The organism is Metapseudomonas cellulosilytica, from assembly GCF_049334135.1.
GTDB lineage: Bacteria > Pseudomonadota > Gammaproteobacteria > Pseudomonadales > Pseudomonadaceae > Metapseudomonas.
The window spans coordinates 228,799-250,597 of record NZ_JBHZGN010000001.1 but is presented as its reverse complement, the minus strand read 5'-3'; the positions used below and the strand labels follow the sequence as shown (position 1 = coordinate 250,597).

Below are 21,799 nucleotides of genomic sequence, written 5' to 3'. Positions count from 1 at the left end.
CCAGGGGCCGGGGGCGTATTTGTCGTGGCAGGAAATCCGCGAAGTTTGTCCTGGCTGCTGACTTCTCAGGCGCGATAGCCTCGCGCGTTCAGGGCGTTGGTCGGCCTGCCCTGGTGCCTTGGACTGAGTTTCTGCACCTGCCAGATGTACGACCGGTCGGTGAAAAGGAGGCGGAGATGAGTTCGCGGTCGCATTCAAAGCGTGCTCCTGGCCCTGGCGGCAGCAGGGAGCCGGTGGTCTATGTGGTCGATGACGATGAGTCCATGCGTATGGCCCTCCATGGGCTGCTGCGCTCCATCGGCCTGCGGGTGGAAACGTTCGAGTCGTTGCAGGCGTTTCTGGCCTTCCCGAAAGTCGACGCCCCCAACTGCCTGCTCCTCGAAGTGCGTCTGCGTGGTGAAAGCGGCCTGGCCTTCCTGGAGCAGATCAAGCAGAGCGACATACGCATGCCCATCGTGTTCATGACCGGGCATGGCGATATCTCAATGACCGTCAAGGCGATGAAGGCTGGAGCGGTCGATTTCCTGGCCAAACCCTTCCGTGACCAGGACATGCTGGACGCGGTTGCCGTCGCCCTGGCGCAGGATCGGGCGCGCCTCGCGGCCGAGCAGTCCATGGCCTCGTTGCGCGCAGCCTATGAGTCGCTCACCGCTCGGGAGCAGGAAGTGATGGGCTTCGTCGTGGCGGGCCTGATGAACAAGCAGATCGCCGCCGAACTTAACATCAGCCCAGTGACCGTGAAGGTGCATCGCGGACAGGTCATGAAAAAACTTGGGGTCCGCTCGGTTGCGGATCTCGTCAGGCGATCGGGGGTTTTGGGTATTTCGCCGCCATTGCAGAAGTCGGGCTGACTTGCGCCCAGCGCCAGCCAGCGGGCTGAACGCTTTACTGCCAACCCGGGGGAAAAGGGGCGGCCGACTATCGCACGCAGATACCAGGCCGAGGACGGACGGGGCGCCGATCGCGATAGGTTGCAGACAAGAAACGACATGGGGTACCTGCATCGATGGGTAGTAGGCTGCAGACACTGTGGGACGATGGCGAGCGTGTGTTGTTTCGAGAGAAGGGAATGGGGCAGGGTGACGCCGGGGTGCTGGTGGCGCGCCTGGCCGCAGAGCAGCCCGCGCCGGCCAGCCTCGATCGCATGGCTCATGAATTCGGCCTGAAGGACGAACTGGATGGCGCCTGGGCCGTCCGGCCGCTTGAGCTGGTTCGTGAAGGCAGACGGATGCAACTGGTGCTCGAGGACCCCGGCGGCGAGTCCCTGGCGGGGCTGCTCAGCGCGCCGATGGAGACAGAGACCTTCCTGCTTCTGGCGGTGAGCATTGCCGGCGCGCTGGGCAAGTTGCACCAGCGCGGGCTGGTCCACAAGGACCTCAAACCCGCCCACATCCTGGTCAACTGCGTCGACGGGCAGGCCCGCCTCACCGGCTTCGGCCTTGCCTCGCGTCTGCCCCGTGAGCGACAGACGCCCGCGCCACCCGAGACTATCGCCGGCACCCTGGCCTACATGGCACCGGAGCAGACCGGACGCATGAATCGCTCGATCGATTCCCGGAGCGACCTCTACGCCCTGGGCGTCACCCTGTACCAGATGCTGACGGGAGTGCTGCCCTTCACAGCCAACGACGCCATGGAATGGGTGCATTGCCATATCGCCAGGAAGCCCGTTGCACCCAGTGAGCGACTGGGGAGCATCCCGGTCGTGGTTTCCCACATCGTCATGAAACTGCTCGCCAAGACCGCCGAGGAGCGCTACCAGTCCGCCGCCAGCGTCGAACATGATCTGCGGCGTTGCCTGGCGGATTGGCAGCGGCAGCGCCACATCAATGACTTCCCATTGGACGGGCAGGGCGTGCCGGACCGACTCCTGATTCCCGAGAAACTGTACGGCCGGGACTACGAGGTGGGCGCACTGATCGCCTCGTTTGGCCGGATCATCGGCAGTAGTACGCCTGAGCTGGTGCTGGTCTCGGGGTACTCCGGCATCGGCAAGTCCTCTGTGGTCAATGAACTGCACAAGGTGCTGGTGCCGCCGCGAGGGCTCTTCGCTTCCGGCAAGTTCGACCAGTACAAGCGCGACATCCCCTATTCGACGCTGGTGCAGGCCTTTCAGAGCCTGGTGCGGATGCTGCTCTGCAAGAGGGACGCCGAACTGGCGACCTGGCGGGGCGCGTTGCTGGAGGCGCTGGAGCCCAACGCGCGACTGATGACCGACCTCATTCCCGACCTGAAGCTGATCATCGGCGAACAGCCACCGGTCCCGGAGCTTGAGCCGCAACAGGCGCAGTGTCGCTTCCTGCTGGTGTTCCGGCGTTTCATCGGGGTGTTCGCCCGGGCGGAACATCCCCTGGCGCTGTTCCTCGACGACCTGCAATGGCTCGACGCGGCGACCCTGGACCTGTTGGAGGACCTGCTGGTCCGTTCGGATATGCGGTATCTGATGCTGATCGGGGCCTACCGCGACAACGAGGTGGATGCTGCGCACCCGCTGGCGGACAAGCTCAGGGCCATCCGCAGTGCGGGTGTGCGAATCGACGAAATCACCCTGGCACCGCTGGCCAGGCTCCATATCGAACAACTGATCGCAGAGTCCCTGCATTGCGAGCCGGCGCATATCGAACCGCTAGCCCGGCTGGTGCTGGACAAGACTGCCGGCCACCCGTTCTTCGTGGTCCAGTTCCTCCAGACGCTGGCGGAGGAAAGCCTGCTGCGGTTCGACCACGACACCCGGCAGTGGAGCTGGAACCCGCAGAGTATCGATGCCAAGGGGTACACCGATAATGTGGTGGACCTGATGCTGGGGAAGCTGGCGCGCCTGCCGGTGGAGACGCAGCAGGCGCTGCAGCAGCTGGCCTGCCTTGGCAACGTCGCCGAAGTGAAAACCCTGGCCACTGCGCTGGGGACCTCGCAGGGGCAGGTCCGCGGCGTGCTCTGGGAGGCCGTGCGCCAGGAGCTGGTGGAGAAGCAGGAAGGTGCCTATGCCTTCGTCCATGACCGGATTCACGAGGCCGCCTACTCGCTGATTCCCGTCGGCGCCCGCGCTCAGGCCCATCTGCGAATCGGGCAATTGATGGACGCGCAGACGCCCACGGAAAAACTCGAGGAGGCGATCTTCGAGATCGTGGGGCAGCTCAACCGCGGCGCCGAACTGCTCAGCGATGTGGGTGAGCGGGAACGGCTGGCGGAGTTGAACCTGGTTGCTGGTCAGCGCGCCAAGGCATCGACTGCCTACGCCTCGGCGCTCGCCTACCTCGCCGCCGGTCTCGAGCTGCTGGGGGAGGGCTGTTGGGAGCGCCGGCACGACCTGTTCTTCGCCCTGGAACTGAATCGTGCCGAATGCGAATTTCTCACCGGGCAACTGGCGATTGCGGACCAGCGGCTGGAGCGGTTGTCCCTCCGCGCCGGGACCACCGTGGAGCAGGCCCAAGTGACCTGTTTGCGAATGGACGTCTACTTGCTGCTGGGCCGCAGCGACCGCGCGGTGGCGGTTTGCCTGGACTACCTCAGGCTTGTGGGCATCGAGTGGGTGCCGCATCCGAGCGACGACGAAGTCCGCCGTGAGTACGACCACATCTGGGCGCTGCTCGGCGACCGCACCATCGAGGACCTCGTTGACCTGCCGTTGATGGAGGATGCGGCCTCCCTGGCGACCGTCGACGCCCTCAGCAAACTCTTCGCACCGGCGCTGCAGACGGATGCGAACCTCACCTGCCTGACGATCTGCAAGGCGGTCAGCTTCAGCCTTGAACGGGGCAACTGCGACGCTTCCTGTGTGCTCTACGCCAATGTCGGAAGGGTTGCCGGGCGTCGCTTCGGCGACTACCAGGCCGGCTACCGCTTCGGCCGGCTCGGCTGCGAACTGGTGGAACGACGGGGACTGAAGCGCTTCGAGGCCAGCACCTACCTGTGCTTCTCGATCTTCATGGTGCGCTGGGTCCGTCCGGTGCGGGAGTGTCGCAGCCTGTTGCGCCATGCCTTCGAGGCGGCGAACCGGGTCGGCGACCTTCCCTATGCTGCCTACGCAGGTAACAGCCGCAACTCGGACCTGCTCTTCGCCGGCGAGCCGCTGCCTGAGGTGCAGGTCGAAGCGGAGCGGGGCCTGGCGTATGCCGAGAAGGTTCGGTTCGGCCTGGTCCATGACTTCATCAACACGCAGCTGGCGTTGATTCGCATGCTCCGTGGCCTGACGACTGAGTTCGGCTGCTTTGATGACGGACAGTACAGCGAGCAGCGCACCGAGGCCCACCTGTCCAGCGGTTCCGACCGGGCCCTGGCGGCCTGCTGGTACTGGATCCGCCAACTGCAGGCGCGCTACACCGCCGACGACTTCGGCGCCGCCATGGAGGCGGCCGAAAAGGCACAGCGACTGCTCTGGAGCACGTACTCGTTCTTCGAAGAGGCCGAGTACCACTTCTACGGTGCGCTGGCCCGCTCCGCCTGGAGCGAACAGGCGCCCCTCGATGAACGCGCCCATCACCTGGACGCCATGGAGGCACACTGCCGGCAACTGGAGGTGTGGGCGGAGCAGTGTCCGGAGAACTTCGCCAGCCGGGTCGCCCTGGTCGCCGCCGAAATCGCTCGTGCCTCCGGCCGGGTGCTGGCAGCTGAGCACCTCTATGAACAGGCCATCCGATTGGCCCAGGAAAGTGGCTTCGTTCACATCGAGGCGCTGGCTAACGAACTGGCGTCGCGCTTTTACGCGGCGCGCGGCTTCGAGAAGATCTCCCGCGTATACCTGCAGGGCGCCCGATACGCTTACCTGTGCTGGGGCGCCGATGGCAAGGTGCAGCAGCTGGAAGCGAAGTACCCCCACCTGAGGGCGGAGGGGGCGCCGCCGCGTCCGACCACGACGATCGCGGCACCGGTGGAGCACCTTGACCTGGCCACCGTGCTCAAGGTGTTGCAGGCCGTCTCGGGGGAGATCGTCCTGGAGAAATTGATCGACATGGTCATGCGTATCGCACTTGAGCAGGCCGGTGCGGAGCGAGGGCTGCTGATTCTGTCAGAGGGCGGCGAACATCGGATCGCAGCGGAGTTGACCGCCGGAGATGGCGGGACCCGGTTGGGTGATGTGCCGGCGGGCGAGGCGCGGCTGCCGGAGTCGGTGCTCTACCAGGTGCTGCGTACCCAGGAGATCCTGGTGCTCGACGATGCCCTGACCCAGTCGCCCTTCGCTGCGGACCCGTACGTGCGCAATCACCGAACACGCTCGATTCTCTGCTTGCCGCTGATGAATCAGACGAAGCTCATCGGCGCACTCTATCTGGAGAACAACCTGACCGGTCGGGCATTCAGCCCAGCCCGGACCGCCGTGTTGAAACTGGTGGCTTCCCAGGCGGCGATTTCCCTGGAAAACGCTCGCCTGTACCGCGACGTGGCGGAGCGCGGAACCAAGATCCGCCGCCTGATGGATGCCAACATCATTGGCATCGTTCTCTGGAGGAACGATGGCGAGATCACCGAGGCCAATGACGCGTTCCTGCGCATGGTGGGTTATCGGCGGGAAGATGTGGTTTTCGGCAGTATCGGTTGGCGGGACCTGACACCCGCGGAGCTGTTCGGGGATACCGAGCAGGCGATGATGGACGCCGTCAGGGTCGGCTGGGCGCAGCCCTTTGAGAAGGAGTACGTTCGCAAGGATGGCAGTCGACTGCCGGTGATCGTCGCTGTGGCCACCTTTGAGGCCAGCCGCCAGGAGGGCGTAGCCTTCGTCCTCGATCTCACCGAGCGCAAACAAGCCGAAGAGAAGGCGCGTGAAAGCGAACGGCGCTATCGCGAAGTGCAGACGGAGCTGGCTCACGCCAACCGCGTTGCCACCATGGGGCAGCTCGCCGCCTCTATCGCCCACGAAGTCAACCAGCCTATCGGCGCCACCGTCACGAACGCCCATGCTGCGCAGCGCTGGTTGGGCGCCCAGCCACCGAACCTGGACGAGGTGGGGCTGGTACTCAGCAACATCATCAGGGACGCCAACCGAGCGGCGGATGTGCTGGGTCGGATTCGCGGAATGATCCGCAAGGCGCCCCAGCAGAAAGAACCGGTGGACATCAACGAGGCCATCCGCGAGATGGTCGAGTTCACCCATTGCCCGGCCAGCAAGCATGGCGTGCAGGTGCATACGCAGCTGGCGGCTGCCTTGCCCTTGATCGAGGGAGACCGGGTCGAGCTGCAACAAGTGCTGCTCAACCTGATCATCAATGCGCTGGAGGCCATGGATAGCGTGGACGAAGGCGAGCGGCGGCTGCAGATCGGTACGGCGCTGAACAGCACTGGTTGTGTGCAGGTGACGGTGAGCGACTCGGGACCGGGGTTCGCCTCCGAGTCGGCCGAGCAGGTCTTCGCGCCGTTCTATACCACCAAACCCACCGGCCTGGGCATGGGACTATCCATCTGCCGCTCCATCATCGAGAGCCACAGCGGCCGGTTGTGGGCAAGCGCCAGCCAGCCCCGGGGTGCAGTGGTCCAATTCACCCTGCCGGCCCATCAGGATGCTTGAGAGGGTTTGCAAATAAGCTGTCGTGATTGAGCGCCCGCGCCGCGAGGACTTTCGCGTATTTCGACAGCCCGATCTTGGTGCCGACCAGCACAGGAGCGGCGGGGCACGCAGCATTGGCCAGAAGGCGTAGGTGCAGATTCCCAGGGCCTCGCGAGTCTGCGTCTTCGACCAACCGCGGGCAGCGGCGTCGACAATGAGCGCCTCGGTGCGATTTTCAGGCATGGCTGATCCTTCGTCGTAGTGGCGCTATGACATTAAGTGGGCTATGGGTTACTTGTCGGACACGGAGCCAGACAAGGAGAGGAAGGATGGATCGCAGCTACGTCTATCAGCAGTTCATCGTCAGGTACCCGGACGCAAAAGAACATTCCTTCGAGGCCGGCAGGGATCGGTCCTGCTCTGTCATGGTCGGCTTGTTCTATGGCGTGGTGGAGGTTGTGTTTGTGGGGGTGTATCTCCCTGACGGCCGGTTCAAATCGGAGCACCTGTATTTCGAGGGCGACCTGTGTAAAGCGCTAGGCGTCATTCGCGTAGATCCAGAAGATGCCCTGCACTTCGGCAAGCAGCGCGCCGCGACTACGTGCCTCACAGGCTATGTCTAACAGCAGGCATGGCTGACCCTTCGTCGTAGCGGTGCTATGGCATCGAGCGGGGTGGGTTCGGGGGCCCGCATGGCGCCGGATCAAGGCGCGATTTATGAAGCAGGGTGCAGACCGTCCGTGGGATGAACACGTCGAGCTGGAAAACGGCGAGCAGGATCTGATCTGTTGCTGGGCTGACCAGGCCGAGCACGTCGTGGTAGTCCTGGCCGAGGGTGCGGAGGATTTCGCCGAGGCTCTCCTTGTGCCGGCTGCGTTCGTGCTTTTTCGCGGGGCCATTGCGCATATCGGCGCTGCGGGCGCGGATGCTGAGGATATCGGTGCGCCGCTGTGTTCGGTTTCTGCCCTTGTCCACCAGGCCGGTGTCGCTCCAGCCGAGTCAGAGCTGCCATTGGCGAGCGATCCGAAGTTGCCGGAGCGGGTCTGCAGTGGGCCACTCGCCCATCGAAAAAACGACTCTAATTTAAGCAATACCCTCGAGATTGGAATTCTCCTCGACGTATTCGCATCAGGAGAGCGGCCATGAAAAAGCGGCATTTCATAACGATCGTAGCGATAGCCGCGGTCGGCGGCTGTATCGGCAACCCCTTGACCTATCGTGACCAACCACTGGTGGCGAAAGTCGAGAAGGGCATGAGCAAGCGGCAGGTCCTTGAAATCGCGGGTGAGCCTGCCATGACCATGACGCGCAAGGCTCAGCCAGGCACTTGCTTTGAATATCTATTCACCCACAAAGGTGAGCGTCAGCCGTATATGGTCAGCTTCGATACTCACGACATCGTTGACCACAAGGACTTCCGAACCTGCGCTTTTTGGGATGAAGAGCAAGAAGATGCCAAAGTGCCGTTTTATATGGACCCCGGTTATGGCAAGTGATCGTCGTGTTGATGAGACGAGCAAGCGCGGCGGTGGCTCTCCGTGTGCAGCATCGCCTGCCTGCCCTGGTTGGCGCCTGACGGCAGGCCGCGGACAACCGTCGCTGCCGGTGCTGCTGGGGGCGCTTTCATTTTCGACGGCACAATCCCGGACTTTGCTTCCTCGGAATGATTGAAGTCGTCGCGGTGGAACCTGGATCTACCCTTCATGTGTATCCGTCAATCGCCCAGTCTTGGCCGTCCAGCAGGGACCGCCAGGCGTCCTGTAGCGTGGCGGCGGCGCCTGCTTTAGCTTCCTCATTGGTGGCATGGCGTTGTATCAAGAGGATTTCGATGAACCGCGACAAAGAGATCGCCTTGAAGCAGGCGCTGGTGGCGGTCCTGGCTGCCGCGAGGGATCTCGGTGTAGGTGACCAGGTGGTCCAGAAGGCGACCGCTGGCCTGGTCAGTGACGACCCCAGATACCGTTGGCTGGAGCACTCACGCGGCAACAACCCGATCTCAGAGATCGAGCAGGCGGCTGGTTGGATCGAACGCCAAAGCGGTTAGTCCACCCCCGGCCTGCGAGGGCGGGGAGGGTGGTCACTGCAGCGTCTTGATTCGCGCCAGGACCATGGTCAAGGCGAACCCAATGCCTCTTTCGAAGTCCGTCTGGTGCAACTCCTGGGAGGTGCTGGCGCCGGACTTCCTCAGTTCGCTGGCCAAGTCGAAAAGCTCGTCCAGTGCCGGGCGCCCATAGGGTGAGCTGATTGCTTCGTTCATCAGCGAGTCGAGCATGGCTGACAGATCGCCGGCGCACATGCCCACGGTGGTTGCGACTTCTTTGGCCATTGCCAGGCCGGCTGCGTGCTGCTGAGTGGGCCTTTGCATGATGCTCTCCGATGGGGGCCTGTTCGGTAGACACCGTGGCTTCGGCGGTGATCAGACCATTTCGAGCTAGGTCGCTCGATCTGCTGCTGATTTCTCTGCCCGATCCGGCATACCAGCAGCATCGCCTTGCTGTTGTCGAGCGAGCGGTGTAGTCGATTCACTACAAGTACTTGGCCGTAATCGCCACGCCAGGTTCCTGCGAACGGCGATATTTGGCCTTGACCAGATTCAATACATTGACCTCGCCGTGGAACGCATCCATAGGCGCGAACCATTCAATCGAACGTAGAGGGCACTGTATGAATCTTTCGAATCAGCGCATTCAATCGGTCTATCAAACTTGGGACCTCCTGGTTGGGCTAGCCCGTAACACTGATCTGCCAAATGAGATCCGGCGAGAGGCGGATCGGTTGCTGAGGGACTATCTGTACTCCCAGAAGGACCACCCAATCGCTCCCGACACGCCTGATACGGAGACGCGGGTGGGAGGTAAAGCGCTATGACCAGTCAGGCGATGCGGTCCCGCTGGGATACACTCTGCGGACGGTTGATCGGCATAGGGATGGTGGTGATGCAACGGAATGCTCAGCAGCGGCAGAAAGGCCTCCGCATGGCAGCATGGTGCTTCGTGGTGGCGAGCGCCTTCCAGACACTGGCGCTGCTCATGGAGCAAAGCGATTTCGTGAGTCTTGTTTACTTGGAGCTTGGCGCTGCAGCGTTGCTCTTCTACCGTTCACGGCGCCTCCCATCCGAGTCGACATAGCTGGGATGCTCTAGGACTGGAGGAGCCTTGCAAACTTTTCGATGTCGATATTTCCGCCGGTAATGATCACGCCAACCCGCTTGCCGTTGAGTTGATCCTTCAGTTTCCGAACTGCCGCAATACCCAGGCAGCCAGTAGGCTCGACGACGATTTTCATTCGTTGGGCAAAGAATTTCATACCCTCGATCAGTTCAGCATCCGAAACGGTGAGGATCTCGTTCACGCCATTGAGAATGATGGGAAAGGTGTATTGGCCCAAATGCTGGGTCTGGGCACCGTCGGCGATGGTGTCCGGCGTGTCGATATGGACAATCGCGCCACAGCGGAAAGACTGCTGACCATCATTCCCTGCTTCCGGCTCCACGCCGTACAACAGGCAGTCCGGCGCCAATGCACGGGTCGACAGGGTCGTTCCCGAGAGCATCCCGCCACCACCCAGGCCCACAAAGAGCGCGTCGAGCTTGCCGGCGGCCTCAAACAGCTCCTTCGCAGCGGTGCCCTGGCCCGCGAGCACATCTGGATGATCGTAGGAGGGGATCAGGGTCATACCGCGTTCCTGGGCCAAAGAGCGGCCGATCGCCTCGCGATCCTCGGTATATCGGTCGTAGAAGACGACCGTTGCGCCGTACCCCTTGGTGGCGGCCACCTTCGCCGCAGGTGCATCGGTCGGCATGACGATCGTGGCTGGCATCTGCAGCAGCGCAGCGGCCAATGCAATGCCTTGCGCGTGGTTTCCAGACGAGAACGCCACCACACCGGCCTTGCGCTGCTGCTCACTGAACTTCGCGAGCGAGTTGAAAGCCCCGCGGAACTTGAAGGAGCCCGTGCGCTGCAGGTTTTCGCATTTGAAGTACAGCTGCGCCCCGATTTCCTCATTGATGGTGCGAGAGGTGAGCACAGGGGTTTGATGAGCAAAACCCGCTATTCGCCGGGCGGCCGCGACGACATCGCTGTACGTTGGGAGGGTGATGGCTTGCACAGGATGTTTCCTCTCAAGGCAAAGGGAACAGATCCATTCTAGGTAAATAAATCTGTTCTCTTCTTTCTCGAAAGGTCTTGCTCGATGCTGCCGTTGGCCCGGTTACCCTGCGTCAGGTTTCAGCTCCGACACGCAGTAGTGGAGGGGGAACTTGGAGGGGCCAGGATGAAAGCGCTCAGCATTCTGCCGAACTGAACCACGGTCTTCCGCACTCATCGATCTGTTTCAATTTTCCCAGAGCATCCTCGGCCGCCTTGATGGCATCGGAGCGACGTAGGAAATAGGAGCGATCGTAGACCTGGTGAAGGTGTGGCTCATCCTCGCTGTTGTGGGGCTGGATGGCTACGAAGGCCAGCACATGGTCTCCATTGATGCGCGTTTCGGTCCAGGCGGCATGCCCTGGGAAGTCTCGTCTGTTCATGGCGGCCTCCGGCAGGTGCGTTTCAGGTGGGCGGACAATCACTATGGACCCTGGAAGAGCGAAGGGCGTAGAAACCTGACGAAGCGCCAGAAACGAAAAGCCCCGCGCGAGCGGGGCGGGGCTTTACGTACTTCGGATGGGGCTGGTCCTTCAGCTGATTTGACTGTGCGCCTGGGCTTGTGAAAATTGTGTGAAAGGTTCGAGCGTCGATGACCGGCGGCCGGGGAGGCTGCGGGGCGGTCGAAAGTCTCCCGGTCGCTTGGGCCCGGATAAGGCCAAATGGGAGCATTGGGGGACGATTTCGAGAGCAAAGAACACTGGGGCCGCCTAGAAAGAGGGGGCCCCAGTGTTCTTTAGCGGGTCAGCGCTCTGAACGGCGCTGAGAGTTCGCGCATATCAGGTCCTGGTGTTCAGTTTCTGGCATTCACCTATCGCCATGGTCTCTTCTTCATGCTTGCCGCCAACGAAGTCGCCGGTCGCCCTGTCGATAATCCGGTACCAGTAGGGATCAAGCGCCGTTCCTCCGCTAATTTCACCATTTCTTATCCCTTTGACCTGCCGTGGGACCCTTTTCACCGAGAAGCGTGCACTCATGGTGGAACTCCTTGTGTAGGTAGAAGTGGAACATTGTTGATAGCTGCACCTTCCCGACCTCGCAACCTGGAGTCGATACGGATCGTTTCAGCGGTCCGGAATGTTGTTCGGCTTGCCTACGATGTCGGGGCCGTCCTTGATGATGAGTTTGACGTAGTGCTTGAAGGCGATGGCCGTCGAGCTATGGCCCAACTGCTGGACGATCCTCTCCGGCGATGCACTGCTGCCGAGCGTCTGGCTGGCGAATATGCGGCACCATTTGAGCCGCTGTCGCGCATGTCGGCTTTCTTCAGGTACGGGGGGCGATAGAGGCGGGAGACCGGCATGATGCTCAGGATCATGCGTACCGTCCTGTTGTGGCACGTGGGCACAACCGTGCCCAAGTGGACAGGCATGATCCAAGCAGCGGCGGATGACGAAAAAAGCGAGGAGGAGTCGCAAGCCCCGCGACTTTTCAGGGCTTGCGACTCGCTGCTGGATACGTCCCTCACGCTCCCGGGACGTTTTCTACGGGTTTGCCTGCGTGTTCACTGTGGAACTCGCGGGCTTACTGCTGCACCTCAACGACGTCGACATCCGGTGCATCGGGGGCGTTATTGGGTTCAGCCTCAACCTCGACTGCATCGACATCCGGTGCGTCAGGGGCATCCTCCGCAGCCTCTCTCGCCGCATCTGCGGCCTCTTCGGCAGCTTCCCGAGCCGCATCTGCGGCCTCTTCGGCAGCTTCTCGGGCCGCATCATCGGCATCTTCGGCAGCCTCTCGAGCCGCATCTGCGGCGTCTTCGGCAGCCTCTCGGGCAGCATCTGCGGCGTCTTCGTCAGCCTCTCGGGCTGCCTCTGCGGCACCTTTGGCAGCGTTTCGGGCTGCATCTGCAGCAGCTCGGGCAGCGTCCCTGGCTGCATCTGCCTGGGCTCGGGCAGCATCCCTGGCCGCATCCGCGCCCGCTACGCCAGCTGCTTTGGCAGCGTCTCTGGCCGCATCTGCAGCAGCCCTGGCAGCGTCTCTTTCCGCATCTGCAGCAGCTCTAGCCGCATCTCTGGCGGCATCTGCATCGGCTTTGGCCGCATCTCTTGCGGCATCTGCATCATCATCTGCATCGTTGTCACGGGCATTTCCAGGACCGCGGTTGCCAGCGACCCCATGATCGGCGTCACCGTGCCCCGGGCCGCCATGACCATCGCCTGCATGTCCACCTGCACCGTGGCCGCCGCCTTCGCCGGCATGTCCGCCACCACCGTGGCCGCCTCCATCGCCGCCGTGGCCACCGCCACCGCCACCGCCACCGGAACCGCCGCCGCCACCGCCAGAGCCTCCTCCACCGGAGCCGCCACCGCCGCCGGAACCACCGCCACCAGAGCCGCCGCCACCGTGACCGCCTCCGCCATGACCACCTCCACCGCCCCCGCCGTCGCCTCCATCCTTGGCATACACGCTGGAGAAGCTACTGACGTAATCAGGCACCAGGACCGTCGACGCCGAAAGGACTCCGCCAATGGCCAGAGCCAACAAACATTTCTTGAGCAGCATGATGCACCTCCGCTTGGAGTTGCGTAGTCATCTCCGTATCGAACGCAATGACCGGTAAGTTTCCAGCTGCCCATCGGAGCGGCCCGCCACCCGGCGCGGCCATCCATTTGCAACATGAATGAGCAACTGCGCTTTTTGCACGATTCCTCTGAGTAAGTGAGATTTACTGCGTGGGAAATTTTCCCACATCTTTAAGTTAGTCCTATCAGCCCGAGTGTCAACGACCGAACATCAGGACCCGCCACATGCGCAGGTATCTGGATTCCAAGCCGCGCGCGCAGCCTCGGCATAGGGCACGACGCCGGGACCATGGCCCACCACTGGATGCGGTCGGTGCCGATTCGTAAACGGCCTCGCGGACCTGGCGGCAGAATGGGCAGGGGCACTCACAGGTGGCTGGCAGGGCCGGGTGGGAACTTCAGGGCAACTGCCGGGTCGGAGATCGCCGCCATCCCGGCCATACGTTCCGGTGTGTGGTGCCGGCCTGCAGCCGATGGCTGATAACGGAAAAAGACCCACTGCCCGCCGTACCGAGAGGTCGGTCCTGGATCAGGTGAGAACGCCCTCGATGCAACCCAAGAGCTTTATTTCGATCCTGATGCTGACCATCTGTACGGTCGCGTCGCTGCCTGCGTTAGCTGCCGATCGCAGGACAGTCCTGCAGAACAATGGTGCGTCGACTGCACTGCTGGAGGCTGCGTCGCTGCAATTGGAGTTTGGCGAGGTGGAGCAGGCTGGCGACACGCTGGAGCGTGCCTTGCGGATCGAGCCGGATAACCCCGCCACCTTGCATTATCTGGGGCAGGTGCGGTTCCAGCAGGGGCATTACGAGCAGGCCGTGGCCCTGGCCACGAGATCCAATGCGCGCACTGGCGAAAACGCCGAATTGCGCAACCGCAATCTCCAACTGATCCAGGCGGCCCGGCAAGCCATGGGGCCGGGCGTGTCAACCGGTGCCGAGGCTGAGGTGGAGGTGGACGAACTGGCCGAAATCCAGGTGGGCCTGGATCAGGAGGTAGACAGGCAGCCTGCGGCCGGTATAGCCGCCATCGAACAGTTTGACCCTGCGGAAGGGGGCGTGACGTCCTCTGCCACTATGGCACCGGAAAGTCAGGCGGGTGATTGGCAGGCTGGCGGCGAGGGTGACCTGCAAGCGGCTTCCTTTGAGACGCAGCCGGCCTCTGAAGGCGTGCCTATTCCCCGTGGTTACATGCCGCCGCGTGGCAAGTGCCGAATATGGTTCCCTGATCGGCCGGCTGGCCAGCAACCAGCCCCTGGCAAGTGCAAGAAACTGCAGCACCGCGTTCCGCACGGCGCCTACCTGGTGCGTGGCTGAGTCCTGAGGCACAGGGTGGTGATACCCCGCCTGGATTTGACTGTGGAGCGAAGAAATCAGGCTCATGTCAGGGGGCGGAATGATCGAGGCCCGGCGGTGCTTGCTGCGCCCTGGGATGCTTCTCTTCTGCGCAGCCTTGTTACCCGCCTGGTCGAAGCACGCTGCGCCAATCCACGGATGGAGCTGGCGGCACATCTCGAAGGCATCATGAACGGCATGCTCCTCCTGGCTGTTGGGGCTGCCTGGTCGCATCCCCCGTCGTCAAACAATCGCCATCCGGCAAGTTTTTCCCTTCCGCTCCGCCTGCGCTTCGGGCGCTTTACCTGGATCTTTCGGCCGCTGACACCCCTGCGATCGCCGTCGTTGTGTAAGCACTCCCCCCCGTTGCAGCTGTATTTCCTGGTCCATTCAGCCAACCCGATGGAAGCGTCAATTTGGTGGCTATATGGCGTTTACATTTTGAAACACCTGCTCTTTAGTCATGTTATTGACGTTCTGCGGCGCTAAACAAAACGAGCGAATGCTCAACAAGCCCATACCTGCACTGGTGCAATTCTCATTAGAGATGCCTCAAGGCGTCCTGCCGGTGTTGCGGGCTGGTAACTGGAGAGAGTCATGAAACGCCCTGACTGCGAGCACGCGACAGGTCGGCCGGAGGACTCGGCCGACGGCGAGGGAAGAAGGACATTTCTGAAATTGACGGCAGCGACGATGGCGGCGCCGCTGCTCATGACCGGTACAAAGGCCCGGGCTGAAATTGCGCCGCCTGTGTTTCCTCCCAGCCCGGCCACTGTGCCTTGGGCCCATGAATTGCCCAAGCAGGTGAATCCGGTGGCGGCGCTGGCGTCCCTGAGCCCAGCGCCTACGGAAGTTGCCAACATCGGCGCAGGCGAGGCTGGACGCAATCCCCATCAGCGCTGGGCGCAGTTTTCACCAGGGGCGCTGCTCTACGAGATCAGCGCAACCGAGCGAAACGACTGGGTGTACAGCCCCTCCTATCCGCCGCAGCGGCTATGGGGGTTTCAGGCCAACAACAACCCGGACCTGACCATGCCCAGCGCCACATTCTTTGCGCGCTACGGTCGCTCGCAAATCTGCCGCATCCACAACAAGTTGCCACAAGACCATGTGGGGTTCGGTACGCCGGAAATCTCCACTCACTTGCACAACCTGCATTGCGGGTCGGAGAGCGATGGCTTCCCGGGCGATTACTACAGCCCCAACAAGCATGGCCCGACGCTGACGGCCAACGGTCGTTTCAAGGACCACCTCTATTCCAACGTGAAGGCCGGATTCGAAGCCCGCCAGGATCTGGTTGGCGACCCTACCGAAGCGTTGGGTACGCTCTTCTACCACGACCACACGCTCGACTTCACCGCACCCAACCTCTATCTCGGGCTGGCAGGCTTCTATTTCCTGTTCGACGAACTGGACTCAGGCAACGAAGCCGATTCGAACCCCAATGCCCTTCGACTGCCGAGCCATCCCTACGACTACCCGCTGAACTTCAATGACCGGCGCTTCGATGCCAGCGGCAAGTTGTTCTATGACCAGGTCAATCCGGAAGGGGTACTGGGCGACAAGGTGCTGGTGAACGGGCGTATTGAACCGGTGCTGCGGGTGGCGGCGCGCAAATACCGTTTCCGTCTGTTGAACACAGGGCCGAGTCGTTTCTACAACTTTGCTCTCGTATCGCCGAATGACGTGATGCAGAAGTTCACCTACATCGCCAATGACGGCAACTTGTTCCCGGCGCCACTGCTGAACCAGACCAGCGTGAGCATCGGCGTAGCCGAGCGCGCCGACATAGTGGTCGACTTTTCCAAGTACGTGATCGGAACCCAGCTTTACCTGGTCAACCGGGTACGCCAGGAACTGACTCGCGGACCCAAGGACATCAAGGACCCCGGTGTCCGGGTGCTGAAGATCCTCGTCGACCGTTATCCGCCGACGCAGGACCTGAGCCGCGTGCCGGCCACCCTGCGGCCATTGCCGGTGATCACCCAGGCCGAGATCGATTCGGCGCCGGTGCGGCGGTGGATCTTCGAGCGCGACAAGGGCATGTGGGCGATCAACGGCAAGTTCGTCGATGTGAACAGTCCGAGGGCGCAGATTCCCAAGGGTGGCTATGAGATCTGGGAACTGTCCAACGTCGATGACGGCTGGACCCACCCCATCCACATCCACTTCGAGGAAGGCAGGATCATCCAGAAGCTCGTCAAGGGCGTCAGTGTTCCCATCCCCGCCCATGAACAAGGGCGCAAGGATGTCTATGTGGTCGAGCCGTTCACAACGTTGCGGATATTCCTGCGTTTCCGCGACTACAAGGGCAAGTACCCCATGCACTGCCACAACCTGATCCACGAAGACCACGCCATGATGCTGCGTTGGGACATCGTCTGAGGTCGACTGCGCAGCATCTCCGAGCTGGGAGGATTGATCATGAATACGCGAAGAATGATGCTGGCTGGAATCGGTGGCGCGACCGCGCTGCTGGCCGGCTGGGCGGCCACTCGTAGCGGTGGCTTGCTGGAGGCCTCGCCCGCACAGGAGGGCGGGGCCACCCCGTTCCCGAATGTCACGCTTTACACCCATGAAGGTCGCAAGGTGAGGTTCTATGACGACCTCATCCGCGACAAGGTCGTCACCTTCAACATGATGTACACCCAGTGCACTGGGAAATGCCCGACCATGACGGCCAATCTGCGCCAGCTTCAGCAACTGTTGGGTGACAGGGTAGGGCGGAGTGTCTTCATGTACTCGATAACCCTGCAACCACTCCTGGACTCTCCAGAGGTGCTCAGGGCGTATGCAGAAAAGCACCACATTGGCCCCGGTTGGCAGTTCCTGACCGGCGAGCCCGAGGATATCGAGGCAATCCGCTTCAGCCTGGGGTTCTATGACATCAATCCTGACATCGATCGCGATCTGACCAGTCACACCGGGCTGGTGCGCATGGGGAACGACAGGTACCAACGCTGGACCATGGCGCCGGCACTGACCGGCACGCAGCACATCCTTTCAACGCTGAACCACGTCGATCGAGAGGGGGGCGCCGTGTCCTGAAAGGTGCGAGGGTGTCGCTGGGTTTACAGGGGCACCCTCGATCCTGTTTACCGAACTTGTCAGCCAACACTTCAACCGAACGGCGCAAGTGGTTGTAAACTACGCGCTTTGGTTTTTTGCTCGCGCCTGATTTTCATCCCAGTACTATAATCCGGGATTGGAAATTGACGCTTTTCATTTGACGCTCCCTGCATCTGGCTCTAGGTCATTCTGCGGTCATTTGCTAATGTGAGCCTCATTCGAACAAGCTTGCTGCTGCCGCGGCGCGCGATGCACTGTGAGGTGTCGCTTGATTAGGGTGCTGGTGGTCGATGACCACGATCTGGTAAGAACGGGAATTACCCGCATGCTGGCCGACGTTGATGGCCTGCAAGTGGTTGGGCAGGCCGATAGCGGTGAAGAGGCGCTGAAAAAAGCACGCGAACTCAAGCCCGACGTGGTCCTGATGGACGTCAAGATGCCCGGCATCGGCGGCCTGGAGGCGACTCGCAAGCTGCTGCGCAGCCATGACGACCTCAAGGTCGTGGCAGTGACTGCCTGCGAGGAAGATCCGTTCCCGACGCGACTGCTTCAGGCCGGCGCTGCCGGTTACCTGACCAAGGGGGCTGCCCTGGAGGAAATGATCCAGGCCATCCGCCAGGTCTTCGCCGGCCAGCGATTCATCAGCCCGCAGATCGCTCAGCAGTTGGCTCTCAAGTCCTTCCAGCCGCAGGCCAGTGGTTCGCCGCCGAGCGTGAGATCCAGATCGCGCTGATGATCGCCAACTGTCAGAAGGTGCAGAGCATTTCCGACAAGCTCTGCCTGTCGCCGAAGACGGTGAACACCTACCGTTATAGAATCTTCGACAAGCTTTCTATTTCCAGCGACGTGGAACTGGCGCTGCTGGCCGTTCGGCACGGCATGGTGGACGCCGTCAGCTAAGATGTCCGACACCTTCGACGCGAGTGCTTTTCTTGCTGCCTGCAGCGGTCGTCCGGGCGTGTACCGGATGCTCGGTGCAGACGGCAAGCTGCTTTACGTCGGCAAGGCAAAGAACCTGAAGAAGCGCCTTGCCAGTTACTTCCGCAAGACCGGCCTGGCGCCGAAGACCGCTGCTCTGGTGGCGAAGATTGCCCAGGTCGAGACCACCATCACCGCCAACGAGACCGAGGCGCTGCTGCTCGAGCAGACGCTGATCAAGGAATGGCGGCCGCCGTACAACATCCTGCTGCGGGACGACAAGTCCTACCCGTATGTGCACCTCAGCGATGGCGAGTTCCCGCGTCTGAGCATCCACCGCGGGGCCAAGAAGCAGAAAGGGCGATACTTCGGGCCTTACCCCAGCGCAGGGGCCATACGGGAAAGCCTGAACCTGCTGCAGAAGGCCTTCCTGGTTCGCCAATGCGAGGACAGCTACTACAAGAACCGCACGCGGCCCTGCTTGCAGTATCAGATCAAACGCTGCAAGGCGCCCTGCGTGGGCCTCGTGGAGCCGGGCGAATACGCCGAGGATGTGCGTCATTCGGTGATGTTCCTCGAGGGGCGCAGCAATGCGCTGACGCAGGAGCTTTCCACCGGCATGGAAGAGGCCGCGCAGCGCCTGGACTTCGAGCGCGCCGCCGAATTGCGTGACCAGATCGCGATCCTGCGCCGGGTCCAGGACCAGCAGAGCATGGAGGGTGGTACTGGCGATATCGACGTGGTCGCCGCCATCGCCACCCCGGGCGGGGCCTGTGTTCATCTGATCAGTGTCCGTGGCGGACGCGTGCTGGGCAGCAAGAACTTTTTCCCGCAAGTGGCTATCGAGGAAGAGGCGGGTGAGGTGCTGGTGGCGTTCATCGGGCAGTATTACCTGGGCAACCATGAGCGCGATCTGCCCGCCGAGCTGATCGTCAACACGATCCACGAAGACTTTCCCACGCTGATTTCGGCCTTGGCGGAGTTGCGCGGGCGGGAGCTGGACATAAGCCACCGGGTGCGAGGTACTCGCGCGCGCTGGCAGCAGCTCGCCGTTACCAATGCCGAGCAGGCCCTGGCCGCGCGCCTGGCCAATCGTCAACACACGGCCGCGCGCTTCGAGTCCCTGGCCGAAGCCCTCGGCCTGGACGAAGCGCCGCAGCGGCTGGAGTGCTACGACATCAGCCATTCCAGCGGGGAGGCCACAGTCGCTTCATGCGTGGTGTTCGGCCCGGAGGGGCCATTGAAGTCCGACTACCGCCGTTACAACATCGAGGGCATCACCGCTGGCGACGACTATGCGGCGATGCACCAGGCATTGTCCCGTCGCTTCAGCAAGCTGAAGGACGGGGAGGGCAAGCTGCCTGACGTGCTCCTGGTCGACGGCGGCAAGGGGCAACTGGCCATGGCCCAGGAAGTGCTGCAGGAACTCGCGGTGCCCGAGCTGATCCTGCTCGGCGTGGCCAAGGGCGTTACCCGCAAACCCGGCTTCGAAACCCTCTACCTGAATGACGCGTCCCATGAGTTCACGTTGCCGGCGGACTCCCCCGCGCTGCACCTGATCCAGCAGATCCGCGACGAAGCGCACCGCTTCGCCATTACCGGGCACCGGGCGCGGCGGGGCAAGGCTCGGCGAACCTCGAGCCTGGAGGATGTCGCCGGTGTAGGGCCCAAGCGTCGTCGCGAGTTGCTCAAGCATTTCGGTGGGCTGCAGGAACTCAATCGCGCGAGCATCGAAGAAATCGCCAAGGCCCCTGGCATCAGCAAAAAGCTTGCTGAGTCGATTTATGCCGCCCTGCACAGCGAGTAGAATGCGGCCTTCCTTTGGAACCAGCCGTAACGATGAATATTCCTAATCTGCTCACCGTTCTGCGCGTACTGCTCATCCCTGTCTTCATCCTGCTGTTCTATCTGCCGTTCTCCTGGAGTTATCTGGCAGCCAGTGCAGTCTTTGCCATTGCAGCGGTCACCGACTGGTTCGATGGCTACCTGGCCCGGCGCTGGCAGCAGAGCACGCCGTTTGGCGCCTTCCTCGACCCGGTGGCGGACAAGCTGATGGTCGCGGTGGCGCTGGTGCTGCTGGTGGAAGAGCACCACAACCTGTGGCTGACGTTGCCTGCGGCCACCATCATCGGTCGCGAGATCGTGGTTTCGGCATTGCGTGAATGGATGGCGGAGCTGGGTGCTCGCGCCCACGTGGCGGTCTCCAACCTCGGCAAGTGGAAGACTGCGGCGCAGATGGTTGCGCTGGTGATTCTGCTGGCCAACCCACCGTTGTTCACCTTCTGGGTGGCCGTCGGCTATTTCCTCCTGATCCTGGCGGCGGCGCTGACGCTCTGGTCGATGCTGCATTACCTGCTGGCAGCCTGGCCGCACCTCAGCGCGGACCCGAAGGAAAAATAAAAGTTTTTTTGAATCAAGGGGTTGACGGCTGTTCTTGTTCCTATAGAATGGCGCCCGTCAACACGACAAAGCGGGAATAGCTCAGTTGGTAGAGCACGACCTTGCCAAGGTCGGGGTCGCGAGTTCGAGTCTCGTTTCCCGCTCCAGTTTCACGCGATGACGCCGCCGCTAGCGGCGTCATCGTTTAGGCCGGATGGCAGAGTGGTCATGCAGCGGATTGCAAATCCGTGTACGCCGGTTCGATTCCGACTTCGGCCTCCATCTAAAAAGCCCCGTAGATCAACAGTCTACGGGGCTTTTTTCATGCTCTGCGGAAAATGCGGTTTCCGCAACTTTTCGGATCGTTTCCGCAACCATGGGTTACTTGGTGGGCTCGACGATCTCGCCGACGCGCCGGTAGTTCCTGCACCGCTTCCGCGTACACCGCCTGCCAGACGTCCTCCCCGGCGTAGTCGTCGCGGGGTTTCTCCTTGTTTCGCCGCACCCTGGCGCAGGGGTTCTCCTTCTCGGTCAGCCCCCATTCCCGGGCGATGTTGAACACATGGGAGAGCAGGGCGATCTCGCGATTGCCCCGCGTCTTGGCTATCCTGGCGTCCCGGTACTGCGCCACCACCTGTGGGGTGATAGCATCGATGACCCGGCCTCCCTGGCACTGGTCATCAAGGTGATGCTGATCACCGTGATCCTCCTGGCGGTTGCCTATGTGGTGCTGCGCTGGTTCGCCAGGCGCGCCGGTGTCGAGGCTGCAAAAAGCAGCCAGGCCGAGTTGCAATGCTCCGTTGCACTGCGTCTTTCGGCAAAGACCAAGGTTTATTTGCTCACGGCTGGCACGACCCAGGTGCTGGTGACCGAGTCGACCAATGGCGCAACCCTCACCACGTTGTCCAGTGAAGTGGACGCCACAAACTGGGGCGCTCACCCGTGAAGGCT

The 21,799-nt window shown here is 62.0% G+C and carries 20 protein-coding genes, 2 tRNA genes and 2 pseudogenes; 18 read left to right on the top strand and 6 right to left on the bottom strand.

Going from position 1 to position 21,799, the window contains the following annotated elements; all coding sequences use genetic code 11:
- Positions 1-176 precede the first annotated feature (176 nt).
- The 6 genes from ACFW0H_RS01245 (at position 177) to ACFW0H_RS01220 (ending at position 8,522) form a co-directional block, all read left to right on the top strand.
- Complete coding sequence (locus ACFW0H_RS01245) at positions 177-851, top strand: response regulator transcription factor (protein ID WP_422912081.1); 675 nt, start codon at positions 177-179, stop codon at positions 849-851.
- Positions 852-1,018: 167 nt separating this feature from the next.
- Positions 1,019-6,499, top strand: coding sequence for an AAA family ATPase (locus ACFW0H_RS01240; protein ID WP_422912261.1), 5,481 nt, complete (start codon positions 1,019-1,021; stop codon positions 6,497-6,499).
- A gap of 308 nt (positions 6,500-6,807) precedes the next feature.
- Positions 6,808-7,101, top strand: a complete 294-nt coding sequence (locus ACFW0H_RS01235; RefSeq protein ID WP_422912080.1) for a hypothetical protein — start codon at positions 6,808-6,810, stop codon at positions 7,099-7,101.
- Between the two features lie 94 nt (positions 7,102-7,195).
- On the top strand, positions 7,196-7,624 hold the full coding sequence (locus tag ACFW0H_RS01230) for a hypothetical protein (protein ID WP_422912079.1): 429 nt from the start codon (positions 7,196-7,198) through the stop codon (positions 7,622-7,624).
- Complete coding sequence (osmE, locus tag ACFW0H_RS01225; RefSeq protein ID WP_422912078.1) at positions 7,621-7,974, top strand: osmotically-inducible lipoprotein OsmE; 354 nt, start codon at positions 7,621-7,623, stop codon at positions 7,972-7,974. Before ACFW0H_RS01230 ends, osmE begins: the two co-directional genes overlap by 4 nt.
- Before the next feature lie 332 nt (positions 7,975-8,306).
- Positions 8,307-8,522 carry a hypothetical protein gene (locus tag ACFW0H_RS01220; protein WP_422912077.1) on the top strand — a complete coding sequence of 72 codons (216 nt, stop codon included), beginning with the start codon at positions 8,307-8,309 and terminating at the stop codon, positions 8,520-8,522.
- Between the two features lie 33 nt (positions 8,523-8,555).
- Here ACFW0H_RS01220 and ACFW0H_RS01215 read toward each other — a convergent pair whose 3' ends face one another.
- On the bottom strand, positions 8,556-8,843 hold the full coding sequence (locus ACFW0H_RS01215) for a hypothetical protein (protein WP_422912076.1): 288 nt from the start codon (positions 8,841-8,843) through the stop codon (positions 8,556-8,558).
- A 299-nt stretch (positions 8,844-9,142) separates the two neighbouring features.
- Here ACFW0H_RS01215 and ACFW0H_RS01210 point away from each other — a divergent pair, with 299 nt between their 5' ends.
- The gene (locus ACFW0H_RS01210; protein WP_422912075.1) at positions 9,143-9,346 is read left to right on the top strand and encodes a BPSL0761 family protein; all 204 of its coding nucleotides are present in this window, start codon (positions 9,143-9,145) and stop codon (positions 9,344-9,346) included.
- Positions 9,347-9,616: 270 nt separating this feature from the next.
- Here the strand turns inward: ACFW0H_RS01210 and ACFW0H_RS01205 are convergent, their stop codons facing one another.
- The 4 genes from ACFW0H_RS01205 to ACFW0H_RS01190 all read right to left on the bottom strand — a co-directional run bounded on the left by ACFW0H_RS01205 (position 9,617) and on the right by ACFW0H_RS01190 (position 11,963).
- Positions 9,617-10,576 carry a threo-3-hydroxy-L-aspartate ammonia-lyase gene (locus ACFW0H_RS01205; protein WP_422912260.1) on the bottom strand — a complete coding sequence of 320 codons (960 nt, stop codon included), beginning with the start codon at positions 10,574-10,576 and terminating at the stop codon, positions 9,617-9,619.
- 184 nt (positions 10,577-10,760) lie between these two features.
- Positions 10,761-11,006, bottom strand: coding sequence for a hypothetical protein (locus ACFW0H_RS01200; RefSeq protein WP_422912074.1), 246 nt, complete (start codon positions 11,004-11,006; stop codon positions 10,761-10,763).
- A 396-nt stretch (positions 11,007-11,402) separates the two neighbouring features.
- Positions 11,403-11,600, bottom strand: coding sequence for a hypothetical protein (locus tag ACFW0H_RS01195; protein ID WP_422912073.1), 198 nt, complete (start codon positions 11,598-11,600; stop codon positions 11,403-11,405).
- Between the two features lie 87 nt (positions 11,601-11,687).
- The gene (locus ACFW0H_RS01190; protein WP_422912072.1) at positions 11,688-11,963 is read right to left on the bottom strand and encodes a hypothetical protein; all 276 of its coding nucleotides are present in this window, start codon (positions 11,961-11,963) and stop codon (positions 11,688-11,690) included.
- A 160-nt stretch (positions 11,964-12,123) separates the two neighbouring features.
- On the opposite strand from ACFW0H_RS01190, the gene ACFW0H_RS01185 reads away from it, so the two are divergent.
- The 10 genes and pseudogenes from ACFW0H_RS01185 to ACFW0H_RS01140 all read left to right on the top strand — a co-directional run bounded on the left by ACFW0H_RS01185 (position 12,124) and on the right by ACFW0H_RS01140 (position 21,130).
- Positions 12,124-13,155 (top strand): hypothetical protein, encoded by a 1,032-nt coding sequence (locus tag ACFW0H_RS01185; protein ID WP_422912071.1) that lies wholly within the window; start codon positions 12,124-12,126, stop codon positions 13,153-13,155.
- A 541-nt stretch (positions 13,156-13,696) separates the two neighbouring features.
- Positions 13,697-14,464 carry a tetratricopeptide repeat protein gene (locus tag ACFW0H_RS01180; protein ID WP_422912070.1) on the top strand — a complete coding sequence of 256 codons (768 nt, stop codon included), beginning with the start codon at positions 13,697-13,699 and terminating at the stop codon, positions 14,462-14,464.
- A gap of 96 nt (positions 14,465-14,560) precedes the next feature.
- Positions 14,561-14,971 carry a hypothetical protein gene (locus tag ACFW0H_RS01175; protein WP_422912069.1) on the top strand — a complete coding sequence of 137 codons (411 nt, stop codon included), beginning with the start codon at positions 14,561-14,563 and terminating at the stop codon, positions 14,969-14,971.
- A 108-nt stretch (positions 14,972-15,079) separates the two neighbouring features.
- On the top strand, positions 15,080-16,867 hold the full coding sequence (locus ACFW0H_RS01170; protein ID WP_422912068.1) for a multicopper oxidase family protein: 1,788 nt from the start codon (positions 15,080-15,082) through the stop codon (positions 16,865-16,867).
- Positions 16,868-16,906: 39 nt separating this feature from the next.
- The gene (locus ACFW0H_RS01165; protein WP_422912067.1) at positions 16,907-17,530 is read left to right on the top strand and encodes an SCO family protein; all 624 of its coding nucleotides are present in this window, start codon (positions 16,907-16,909) and stop codon (positions 17,528-17,530) included.
- Positions 17,531-17,819: 289 nt separating this feature from the next.
- Positions 17,820-18,451: pseudogene (gene gacA / locus ACFW0H_RS01160) on the top strand (response regulator transcription factor GacA).
- Between the two features lies 1 nt (position 18,452).
- Positions 18,453-20,276: an excinuclease ABC subunit UvrC gene (gene uvrC, locus ACFW0H_RS01155; RefSeq protein ID WP_422912066.1), complete on the top strand. Its 1,824-nt coding sequence runs from the start codon at positions 18,453-18,455 to the stop codon at positions 20,274-20,276.
- Between the two features lie 32 nt (positions 20,277-20,308).
- Complete coding sequence (gene pgsA / locus ACFW0H_RS01150) at positions 20,309-20,869, top strand: CDP-diacylglycerol--glycerol-3-phosphate 3-phosphatidyltransferase (protein WP_422912065.1); 561 nt, start codon at positions 20,309-20,311, stop codon at positions 20,867-20,869.
- A 70-nt stretch (positions 20,870-20,939) separates the two neighbouring features.
- Positions 20,940-21,015: transfer RNA gene (locus ACFW0H_RS01145), tRNA-Gly, on the top strand.
- A 41-nt stretch (positions 21,016-21,056) separates the two neighbouring features.
- A tRNA-Cys gene (locus tag ACFW0H_RS01140) sits at positions 21,057-21,130 on the top strand.
- 136 nt (positions 21,131-21,266) lie between these two features.
- Here ACFW0H_RS01140 and ACFW0H_RS01135 read toward each other — a convergent pair.
- Positions 21,267-21,503 (bottom strand): annotated as a pseudogene (locus tag ACFW0H_RS01135) (integrase); the annotation flags it as partial.
- Here ACFW0H_RS01135 and ACFW0H_RS01130 point away from each other — a divergent pair.
- Positions 21,411-21,794: a hypothetical protein gene (locus ACFW0H_RS01130; protein ID WP_422912064.1), complete on the top strand. Its 384-nt coding sequence runs from the start codon at positions 21,411-21,413 to the stop codon at positions 21,792-21,794. The pseudogene ACFW0H_RS01135 and the gene ACFW0H_RS01130 overlap by 93 nt on opposite strands.
- Positions 21,795-21,799 lie beyond the last annotated feature (5 nt).